10 protein-coding genes are annotated in these 10,479 nt (G+C 72.2%); all 10 read left to right on the plus strand.

Annotated elements, in window-relative coordinates; genetic code table 11:
• Positions 1–112 precede the first annotated feature (112 nt).
• The 10 genes from ABZW03_RS28925 to ABZW03_RS28970 all read left to right on the plus strand — a co-directional run bounded on the left by ABZW03_RS28925 (position 113) and on the right by ABZW03_RS28970 (position 10,356).
• Positions 113–583 carry an ATP-binding protein gene (locus ABZW03_RS28925; RefSeq protein WP_355264465.1) on the plus strand — a complete coding sequence of 157 codons (471 nt, stop codon included), beginning with the start codon at positions 113–115 and terminating at the stop codon, positions 581–583.
• Positions 584–820: 237 nt separating this feature from the next.
• On the plus strand, positions 821–3,940 hold the full coding sequence (locus ABZW03_RS28930; protein ID WP_355264468.1) for a phosphocholine-specific phospholipase C: 3,120 nt from the start codon (positions 821–823) through the stop codon (positions 3,938–3,940).
• Positions 3,941–4,122: 182 nt separating this feature from the next.
• Positions 4,123–4,350 carry a hypothetical protein gene (locus ABZW03_RS28935; RefSeq protein WP_355264471.1) on the plus strand — a complete coding sequence of 76 codons (228 nt, stop codon included), beginning with the start codon at positions 4,123–4,125 and terminating at the stop codon, positions 4,348–4,350.
• Positions 4,328–4,846, plus strand: coding sequence for a DUF6879 family protein (locus tag ABZW03_RS28940; RefSeq protein ID WP_355264474.1), 519 nt, complete (start codon positions 4,328–4,330; stop codon positions 4,844–4,846). Before ABZW03_RS28935 ends, ABZW03_RS28940 begins: the two co-directional genes overlap by 23 nt.
• A complete protein-coding gene (locus ABZW03_RS28945) occupies positions 4,843–5,694 on the plus strand; it encodes a helix-turn-helix transcriptional regulator (protein ID WP_355264490.1) in 852 nt (283 codons plus the stop codon). The genes ABZW03_RS28940 and ABZW03_RS28945 overlap by 4 nt, the downstream gene beginning before the upstream one ends.
• 346 nt (positions 5,695–6,040) lie before the next feature.
• Complete coding sequence (gene tgmA, locus ABZW03_RS28950; protein ID WP_355264476.1) at positions 6,041–6,304, plus strand: putative ATP-grasp-modified RiPP; 264 nt, start codon at positions 6,041–6,043, stop codon at positions 6,302–6,304.
• A complete protein-coding gene (gene tgmB, locus ABZW03_RS28955) occupies positions 6,304–7,275 on the plus strand; it encodes an ATP-grasp ribosomal peptide maturase (RefSeq protein ID WP_355264479.1) in 972 nt (323 codons plus the stop codon). Before tgmA ends, tgmB begins: the two co-directional genes overlap by 1 nt.
• Positions 7,272–8,438 carry an ATP-grasp peptide maturase system methyltransferase gene (gene tgmC / locus ABZW03_RS28960; RefSeq protein WP_355264482.1) on the plus strand — a complete coding sequence of 389 codons (1,167 nt, stop codon included), beginning with the start codon at positions 7,272–7,274 and terminating at the stop codon, positions 8,436–8,438. The genes tgmB and tgmC overlap by 4 nt, the downstream gene beginning before the upstream one ends.
• Before the next feature lie 65 nt (positions 8,439–8,503).
• The gene (locus ABZW03_RS28965; protein ID WP_355264484.1) at positions 8,504–8,815 is read left to right on the plus strand and encodes a DUF6087 family protein; all 312 of its coding nucleotides are present in this window, start codon (positions 8,504–8,506) and stop codon (positions 8,813–8,815) included.
• A gap of 230 nt (positions 8,816–9,045) precedes the next feature.
• Positions 9,046–10,356 (plus strand): M14 family zinc carboxypeptidase, encoded by a 1,311-nt coding sequence (locus tag ABZW03_RS28970; protein WP_355264487.1) that lies wholly within the window; start codon positions 9,046–9,048, stop codon positions 10,354–10,356.
• Positions 10,357–10,479: the final 123 nt, after the last annotated feature.

Consider the following 10,479-nt stretch of genomic DNA (forward strand, 5'->3'; position numbering starts at 1 on the left):
GCCGTACCGGGCCTGGGCGATGGTCAGCACCGGCCAGTGCCAGAGGTACCAGGCGTAGGAGAGCCGGGAAACCGACCATGCGAACCGCCGTCGATCCGAAGGGTGCCCTCACATGACGATGAGCCGGGGAACCCTGGACGGCGACGCGCACCGGGCCGGGCCGGCGCTGCCGCCCGGCGGCCAGCGCAGACGGCTGCCCCTGGCGGGGCTGGCCAAGCCGGTCGCCCGGGCCCGGGCCTTCACCGCCGAGGCCGTCGGCGACTGGTTCCCGCCCGCCGACCCCCGCGAGGGCGTCGGCGCGGACGTGGTGCTGCTGGTGGCGGAGCTGGTGGCCAACGCGATGCTGCACGGTGACGGCCCGTTGGAGCTGGTCCTGGACGCCACCGGCACGCGCCTGCGGGTGGCGGTCAGCGACCGCAGCCCGGCCCTGCCCGTCCTGTGCCTGCCGCACGAGCCGGCCCTGCCCGGCGGCCACGGCCTGTTCATCGTGCAGCGCACCGCCGACCGCTGGGGCGCCGAGCCGCACGAGCGGGGCAAGGCCATCTGGGCCGAGTTCGACGCCCACCGGCTGACCGGCGGCTGACCGCCGGCGGACCGTCGGCCGACCACTGGCCGGCCCTGCGACAGGCCCGCGATTCCTTGATCAACTGACGTCAAGTTGTCTGTACAGCTCGGAGCCTCCTGCCGGTCACCGGCCCGTCATCGGACACCACGGCCGCGTCCACCTCGGTCTCGTAGAACCTGACGGGTCAGGTCCGAACCGCCCGGCCCGGCCCCCGTACCGGGGCCCCGCGGTCCGTCAGCAAGGAGCCCCACCCCCATGAAGCCGATGCCCGAACTGTCGCGCCGCAGCGTCCTCGGCGGCGCGGCCGCGGCCGCGGTGCTGTCCGCCCTCCCGCTCAGCGTCCGGCAGGCGCTCGCCGCCCCGGCCCGCCCCGGACGGCTGGCCGACATCCAGCACGTCGTGGTGTTCATGCAGGAGAACCGAGCCTTCGACCACTACTTCGGCACCCTCGCCGGCGTCCGCGGCTTCGGCGACCGCACCGCCGTCCGCGGCGTCGACGGCCGCTCGGTGTTCCACCAGCCCGACCCCAGCCGCAAGGAGGGCTACCTGCTGCCCTTCGCGATGAACGCCGCCCACACCAACGCCTACCAGCAGGGCGCGCCCGCCTTCGGCTACGGCGACTCGATGAACGCCTGGAACGAGGGCCGCGCCGACGGCTCCGTCACCCGCCGCTCCTCCGGCTGGCTCGGCCAGGGCTACTACGAGAGCGCCGACATGCCCTTCTACCACGCCCTCGCCTCGGTGTTCACGGTCTGCGACGCCTACTACGCCTCCGTGCAGTGCAACACCAACACCAACCGCGACCACCTGATGACCGGCACCAGCGGCGGCACCGTCCGCGACACCCCGGTGACCGACAACACCGAGATCCCCGGCGGCTACGAGTGGACCACCTACGCCGAGCGCCTGGAGCAGGCCGGCGTCAGCTGGAAGACCTACCAGGCCCTCGACAACTTCGACGACAACGCCCTCGCCTGGTTCGCCCCCTTCGTCAAGGCCAAGCCCGGCGAACCGCTGTACGAGCGCGGCCTGCGCGCCGTCGGCGACCCGGCCAAGAAGAACGACCCCTTCGCCATGGGCGACGCCCTGGTCGAGGCCTTCACCGCCGACGTCCAGGCCGACCGCCTCCCGCAGGTCTCCTGGATCGTCGCCCCCGCCGCCCTGTCCGAGCACGCCAACTACGCGCCGCCGAACGGCGAGCACCTCACCGCCCGGCTGCTGTCCGCCCTCGCCGCCAAGCCCGAGGTGTTCCAGAAGACCGTCTTCATCCTCAACTACGACGAGCACGGCGGCTTCTTCGACCACCAGCTGCCGCCCGTCCCGCCCCTGGCCGCCGGGCGGGGCAGGTCCAACGTCCCGGTCGACGGCGAGGTCGTCGTCCGCGTCGCCAAGGGCTCCGCCACCTACCACCGCGTCGTGGACCAGGACGGCAGGTACCGGGTGAAGGCCGCCGACGGCACCCTCGCCTGGTCCGCCACCCTCCCGGCCGGCGAGACCCTCGTCTCCGGCCCCTACCCGATGGGCCTGGGCGTGCGCGTGCCGATGGTCGTCGTCTCACCGTGGACCCGCGGCGGCGTCGTCGACTCCACCGTCTACGACCACACCTCCGTGCTGCGCTTCCTGGAACAGCGCTTCGGCGTCCAGGAACCCAACATCAGCTCCTGGCGGCGCGCCGTCTGCGGCGACCTGACGAACGTCTTCGACTTCTCCGGCCGCAACCCCGCCTGGCCGCAGCTGCCCGACACCAGCGGCAACCGCCAGAAGGTCGTCGACACCGGCAAGCTCCCCGCCCCCACCGTCCCCAGCCCGCAGACCTTCCCCCAGCAGCAGCGCGGCACCCGCTCCGCCCGCCCCGCCCCCTACGACCTGCAGGTCAAGCCCCGGCTCAAGGGCGACGAACTGACCCTCGACCTCGTCAACCAGGGCCGCCAGGGCGCCGTGTTCGCCGTCTACCCCGCCCCCGGCGAAGCCCCCCGGCACTACACCGTCGCCGCCAGGAGCCGCCTGTCCGACGTCTGGAAGGTCGGCCCGGCCGGCTACGACCTGCGCGTCCACGGCCCCAACGGCGCCTTGTGGCACCTGCGCGGCGACACCGCCTCCGCGTACGAGGTCTCGCTCTCCGAGGAGCGCGACGGCAAGGTGCTGGAGGTCGACGTCATCAACCGCTCCCGCACCGCCCGGACCTTCCTGGTCGGCGACCTCGCCTACGGCGACGGCCTGCGCGAGGTGCGCGTCGGCCCCGGCGACGACCGCACCGTCAACCTCGCCGTCGGCCCCGAGGGCTGGTACGACGTCGCCGTCACCGTCCAGGACGACCTCGCCTTCCGCCGCCGCATCGCCGGCCGCTTCCCCTGGGACGACCGCACCGTCACCGACCCGGCCCTCGGCCTCGCCGACCCGCTCACCGTCGACCTCGCCCTCGGCGCCGCCTCCGCCACCATCGACGAACCCGTCCTGCTGCCCGGCCGCCCCGCCACCGTCACCGCCACCCTCACCGCCACCACCGCCCTCACCCGCCTGGAGGCCCAGCCGCTGCTGCCGCCCGGCTGGAGCGCCACCACCGTCACCGCCCCGCCCGAGAAGCTCGCCGCCGGCGCCCGCGCCACCGCCGTCTGGCAGCTCACCCCGCCCGCCCGACTGCCCGCCGCCGCCACCCACCGCCTGCTGGTCACCGCCCGCGCCCAGGCCGACGGCCGCTTCGCCCTCGCCGACGGCGAACTCGCCGCCCGCCCCGCCCCGGTGATGACCGGCCACCTCCTCGACGAGGACTTCGAATCCCTGGCCGGCGCCCTCCAGCCGCAGGCCGGCGTCCTCGGCTGGACCGCCCAGGCCCCCACCGGCTGGACGGTGGTCAACGCCCCCGCCATGCCCCAGGGCACCCCCCGCCTCCAGGGCTGGACCTTCCACACCAAGCGCGAGTGGTCCGTCCCCGCCGGACAGGACCGCGGCAACTTCACCCGCGCCCTGGGCGTCGTCGCCGTCGCCGACCCCGACGACTGGGACGACACCGGCTCCCCCTCCCGCAAGGGCGTCTTCGACTCCACCCTGGTCTCGCCCGCCGTCGCCCTCCCGGCCGGCGCCACCACCCTCCACCTCGCCTTCGACTCCCACTACCGCCAGGAGGCCCCGCAGAAGGCCTCCGTCACCGCCGTCTTCGACAACGGCACCGAGACCCGCCTGCTCGCCTACGGCCCCGACGCCACCGGCACCGACAACGCCGGCAAGGACGCCCAGAACACCCGGATCACCCGCAGCTTCGCCGTCCCCGCCGGCGCCCGCGCGGTCACCCTCCGGTTCCGCATGTACGACGCCGGCAACAACTGGTACTGGGCCGTCGACCACATCCGCCTCGACACCCGCCCCCTCACCGACTGACGCCCCACCGTCCGGCCCCCGGGCCCGTCCGCGCCCCCGCGCCGGACGGGCCCGGCCCGCACCTCCCCGGTCCGCGCCTGCCGAGCCGGAGCGAGCAAGTTCGAGCAAGTTCATGGTGCGAACGGCGACTTGTTCGGCAAGATCGTCCAAGGCGATCGACTCCGACCTGCCAGGAGGCCACCATGGCACTGCACAAGCTCGGACAGGACCCCAACAGTCCCGAAGGCAAGTCCCCGACGGTCTACTTCGACGACGCGACGGGCAACTACGTCCTCCAGGGCTGGAAGGTGCTCGACTCGGAACGTCTCGCACAGATGGACATCCCCGGGAACGAGACGGTGATCGAATTCCCCAGGCGCATGATGCAGTTCTTCCCGGAGGTGAACGGTGGCGGCGGTCCCATCGCTTGAGGAGCTGCTGCGGACCTGTACCCGCTCGGCTCTCCATCTGGAGATGCGCGACGGATACATGCGGGACGACCCCCTGTTCCTCCGCTGGCTCAGCGGACAGCGCGACGACCCTGCCGACCGCCCGTCGTGGTGGAGCCCCTGGTCGCAGCTCATCGAGGAGACCACGAGCCGCGGCGTCGAGGTGCTGCGCGCGCGGGTCGTCTCGGAACCGGTGAGCGAGTACATCCGGTTCGAGCACGAGATCACGTTCCGGAACGTCGCCTCCGGTGAGCAGGTCAGGTGGCTTCCCCGTCGGCAGGCGACCGGCCTGGCACTTCCGGGCAACGACTTCTGGTTGATCGACGGAGAGCTTCTCCTGGTTCATCACTTCAGCGGCGACGGCGACTTCGTGGACGACGAGGTCACCACTGATGCGCAGACCGTGAAGCTCTGCACCTCCGCTTTCGAGGCCGTCTGGGAACGGGCGGTCCCGCACGAGGACTTCCGGCTGCGCTGATCGTGGCCGCGTCGTCCAGTGTTCAGCAAGCCAAGCAGGCCCTCGGCCGGCGTCTGCGCGATATCCGGCGAGACTCCGGACTCAGCGCGCGGGCGCTGGCCGAAGCTGCTGGGTGGCACGAATCGAAATGCTCCAAGATCCAGAGCGGCCGGGTGATGCCCTCAGAGGCCGACCTGCGTGCCTGGACCGCCATCTGCGGCGTCCCGGATCAGGCAGCAGACCTCATCGCGACGGCTCGGAACATCGAGGGAATGTACGTCGAGTGGCGGCGTCTTGAGCGCGCAGGCCTCAAACGGGCTCAGGAGTCCGTGCGCCCGCTGTTCGAGCGCACCCGACGGTTCCGGATGTACCAATCGTGGGTCATCCCCGGCCTGCTCCAGACCGCGGCCTACACACGCGAAGTACTGGCCACGATCGTTTCGTTGCGCGGCACCCCCAACGATGTGGACGACGCCGTCGCCGTGCGAATGGAGCGGCAGAAGGTCCTGCACACAGGAGATCACCGGTTCGCCATTCTGATCGAGGAGTGGGTGCTGCGGACCGTCATCGGCACTCCGGACATCCTCGTCGGTCAACTCGGCCATCTCATCACCGTCAGCTCCCTCCCGTCGGTGAGTCTTGGGGTGATTCCCCTCGGTTCGACCAGAGGTGCCGGCTGGCCGGTTGAGTCCTTCACCGTCTACGACGACGCACAGGTGAACGTCGAGCTCGTCTCCGCGCACCTCACCATCACCCAACCGGCCGAGATTTCCGACTACGGCCAGGCCTTCTCCGAGCTGGCCAGCATCGCTGTCTACGGTGCTGAGGCGAGAGCACTCATCACTGGAGCCATCAACGCGCTCGGGTGAATGCGAGCAAGCTCAAGCAAGTTCATCGACCGCGCGCCCCGCTGCTCCCTACCGTCTTTGAACGTCACCAGGCGTCCTGAGGCGGAGAGGGAGCGTCGCCATGGAAAGACAGTCCGGGCAGTCCGAGAAGCCCTCGGTGGCGGCTCCGAAGCGACGTACGGCGAAGCGCGTCTACAGGGACCCGGCTCAACCCACGAAGCCCAAGCGGACCGAGATCCCCGCAGGCCCTCCGCTGGGCCGGGTTCTCCTGGCCTTCACGCCAGGAATCGCCAACGCACCGTTGGCAGCGTGCACCACCGGCTCGGCCATGTGGCCGAGCTGCATCAACGCACTGTGAGGAGTATTCGTGTCCATCACCGAAGCACAGCTCACCACGACCGTCCGCCCGTGGGGTGCCGGCCGCCTCGCGCCGTACCCGACCGCCACCCGCCTCCCGTACACCTCGGTCAGCATCGACGGGCCGACGCAGCTCGGCGTGTTCCGCGACCGGTCCGGCCTGGTGGTCGAGATGGGCAAGCACGGCACCAGCAAGGGGACCGAGACCAACACCACCACGAATCAGGACTCGAAGAACGACCAGGGCCACGACCAGGACAGCGCCCAGGACTGATGCCGACGACCGAGGAGAGGCCGGTTCTCGTGGTCACCGAAGCGGAGGACGTTACCGCTGACATGGTGATCACGGAGCTGAACCGGCGTGATGTGCCGGTGGTCAGGTTCAACCCCGCCGATATCGGCGGGGAGCTGACGGTCTCGGCTCGGTTCGGAACCTGCCCGGCCCCCGTGGTCGGGCAGGCTCGTACCCCGTCGAGGATCGCTGACCTGGCCCGCGTTCGGGCGGTGTACTGGCGCCGCCCCGTCTGGCCCACCTTCCACAACTCCGGCCTGGGTGACGACGACGCCCGGTTCGCCGCCGCTCAGGTTCGCTACGGACTCGCAGGCACCCTGTACGCCCTGGACGGGCCGCTGTGGGTGAACCACCCCGTGAACGACGCGGCGGCCGACTACAAGCCCGCCCAGCTCGCGACGGCCCAGCGGCTCGGCCTCACCGTGCCGCCGACCATCGTGACCAACGACCCGGACGAGGCGCGGCAGTTCATCACCGCCCACGACCAGGTGATCTTCAAGACCCTGCGGTGGACGCTCTATGAGCGCGACGGCGTGCAGCTCACCGGATGGGCGGAACCGGTCCGCGCGGACGAGCTCGATGACAGTGTGCGGGTGACGCCGCACCTCTTCCAGGCCCGCATCGACAAGGCGGCCGACGTACGCGTGCTGATGGTCGGCCGGCGCACGTTCGCCGTGCGGATCGACTGCGACCTCCTGGACTGGCGCAGGGACTACTCCGCGCTCTCCTACACGGTGGTGGACCTGCCCGCCCCGCTGAACAAGGCGCTCCACGGCGTCCTGGACCACTTCGGGCTGGCCTCGGGGTCGTTCGACCTCGCCGTCGACCGGGCCGGCGACTACTGGTGGCTGGAGCTGAACCCGAACGGCCAATGGGGCTGGCTGGAGCAGGAAACCGGTCTGGAGATGTCCGCCGCATTCGCTGATCTGCTGACACGAGGAGAGACCGCATGACCGACACCGCGACCCATCGGCGTGCCCTCGCCGACCGACTGGAGAAGGCCGGCGTCCTGAAGACCCCGAAGTGGCGCGCGGCCGTCGAGGCCGTCCCGCGCGAGGAGTTCCTGAACCCCGGGGTCTTCCTGCCGATGGAGGGCGGCCGCTGGCGGCCCGCCACCGCGCTGGGCACCGACCCGGCTGAATGGGCGGAGATCGCCTACAGCGACGAGTCGCTGACCACCCAGCTCGACGGCCACCTGACCGCCGACCAGTCGCCCGCGCCCGTCACCGGCTCGCCCACGTCGTCGTCCACCATGCCCGTCACCGTGGTCGACATGATCGAGCGCCTGGACGTGGAGGACGGGCACCGGGTGCTTGAGATCGGCACCGGCACGGGCTACTCCTCCGCCCTGATGTGTCACCGCCTGGGCGAGGACAACGTGACGACGGTCGAGGTGGACCCGGACGTCGCGGCCCGCGCCGACGCGGCGCTGGAAGCGGTCGGCTTCTCCACCTGGACCGTCACCGGGGACGGCCTCCTCGGGCACCCGCGCCGCGCTCCGTACGATCGCGTGATCGCCACCTGCGCCGTCAGCCGCATCCCCTACACCTGGATTCGCCAGACCAAGCCGGGCGGGATCGTCCTCACGACGGTCGGTTCCTGGGGCTACGGAACCGGCCTGGCCAAGGTCGTCGTCAGTGACGACGGCACCGCCGAGGGCCGCATCGTCGACCGCTCCTCGTTCATGCAGGCCCGGTCCCAGGCCGCCGTGCCGATCGCCGGTGATCTGTCCGCCCGCACCGCCTACCCCGACAGCGAGCGGCCCGCCGAGGTGCCGCCGACGATCCTCGGCGAGTGGATGCCGGCCTTCATCGCCCAGCTGGCCTCCCCCGGCGCTCAGCTCGTCCGGGCCACGACGGACGACGGCGCACAGCTTCTCCACCTCTTCGACCCGGATCGCGAGTCCTTCGCCGAGTTCATCGCCGAAGGCGAAACGTGGACCGTCCGCCAGGGAGGCCCCCTCGCCCTGTGGGACGTCATCGAGCGGGCACTCCTCGCCTGGCAGGCAGCCGGCAGCCCGGACATCACCGCCGTGCAGCTCCGGATCACCGAGAGGACTCACACGTACTGGATCGGGGACGACCCCGAACTCCGATGGGAACACCGCATCGTCTGAGCACCGCGCGCACCCCGGGCCGCCCCCAGTACCCTGGCACCGGCCCCAACGTGAGGAACACGAGGATGGACGACGAGCCGCTGTCGGAATGGGCGGAGCGCCGTGACGCGAAGATCGGAGAACTTCGCGCCGTACCCATCACCCCTGAGCATGGACCCAGGGGCGCGCACCTGAACCCGGACGCGCCCAGGGCCATCGAACGGTGGAACGGACACCTGTGGGAGTTCCACGCGGTGGCGTCCAACCGCGCAGAGGCCCAGCGCCTCCTGTTCCCCGGAGGCCAGGAGCCCCCGGTGACCGGCCCGGCCCCCAAGCTGCTCGGGCCAGGTACCGGAAGGCACCGGAAGCCGCAGAAGCCCAGACCAGGGCCGGCCTGACTCCCACATTCACTCGCCGGACAGGACCTCGGCGACTTCACCCGCGCCCTCGGCGTCGTCACCGTCGCCGACCCCGACGACTGGGACGGCACCGCCCGGCTGCCGGGCCCGTCCGAGCCCCCCGCGCCGGACGGGCCCGGCCCGCACCTCCCCGGTCCGTACCTCCCCGGCCCGCGCCCGCGCGCGACAGGTACAACTACTGCCACGACCACCAGGGGAGGAAACCGAAGGTGACCGACACGACGACCCCCGCGGCCGACGCCGCCCGACTCCACGACCACTACCCCAGCCTCGACGAACTCACCACCACCGCCCACCAGTTGGCCGCCCAGCGACCGGACCTGTGCCGGGTGCGCACCATCGGCACCTCCCGCGCCGGCCGGCCCCTGACCCTGCTCACCGTCGGCCACGGCCCGCACGACCTGCTCGTCGTCGCCGGCGCCCACGCCGACGAGTTCGCCGGCCGCGCCACCACCCTCCACCTCGCCCACCACGCCCTCACCCACCCGCACCCAGGCCTCACCTGGCACTTCCTGCTCTGCCTCGACCCCGACGGCGCCCACCTCGCCGACGGCAGCCGCACCGCCCGCACCCTGCGCGCCTACTACGACCACTACTTCCGCCCCGCCGCCGAGGACCAGCCCGAATGGGCCCCCGCCATCGACTCCGACCTCCCCGAGAGCCGCGCCCTCCTCGACCTCGTCGACGAACTGCGCCCCACCCTCCAGTTCTCCCTGCACAGCACCGACGTCGGCGGCACCTTCGTCCAGGCCACCAGCGACCCCACCGCCCTCGCCCACCCCTTCGCCCGCTCCGCCGCCTACCACGGCATCCCCGTCGAAACCGGCGCCTTCGACACCTTCCACCTGCACGAATCCGCCCCCGGCCTCTACCTCATGGCCCCCCACCACATCGACCACCAGGAGACCACCACCGGCATGCTCACCCCCGACCGGGACGGCGGCCACCGGACCGGCACCTGGTTCGCCCCGCAACGCCACGGCGGCGAGACCGTCCTCGTCGAAGTCCCCGCCTTCACCAGCGCCCACCTCGGCGACACCCGCCCCGCCGACGACGTCCGCCGGTACCTGAGCACCTGCGCCGCCCGCCTGCGCCACCGCGCCACCCTCCTCACCGCACTCCTCGACGGCGCCCTGCCCCACGTGCGCAACCCCGACACCCCCCTGCTGCGCGCCGCCCGCACCCCGCTCGCCGCCCTGCACCAACTCGCCGACGAATGGGACCCGGAACTGCGCGGAGCGGACCTCCTGCGCACCCCGATCACCCGCGCCCGCCTCACCGGCATCGACCTGTGGGCCCACCGCGTCCCGGTCCGCGCCGCCGCCCTGCTGCGCCGCGCCGTCCGCGTCGCCGGCGCCCCGGCCGCCCGCGAGGCCGCCCGCCTCGACCACCTCCTGCGCGACTGGTGCGCCCAGTACCAGCAGCGCTTCGACCCCGTCTGGCTCCCCGTCGCCCACCAGGCCGCCCACCAGGCCACCACCGTCCGCACCGCCGTCGCCCTGCGCCACCCGACCCCCTGACCCCCAGGGGACGAGGGCGGGGCGTCACACCCCGCGGGCCGGCGGAGGCCGCTGCGCAGCGCCTGCCCGGCCGCCCGCGTCCCGGGGCCGGACGCCGGCGAGGGCTGACGGGTGCGCGGCGGA

The organism is Kitasatospora sp. NPDC004799 (assembly GCF_040609095.1).
Taxonomy (GTDB): Bacteria; Actinomycetota; Actinomycetes; order Streptomycetales; family Streptomycetaceae; genus Kitasatospora.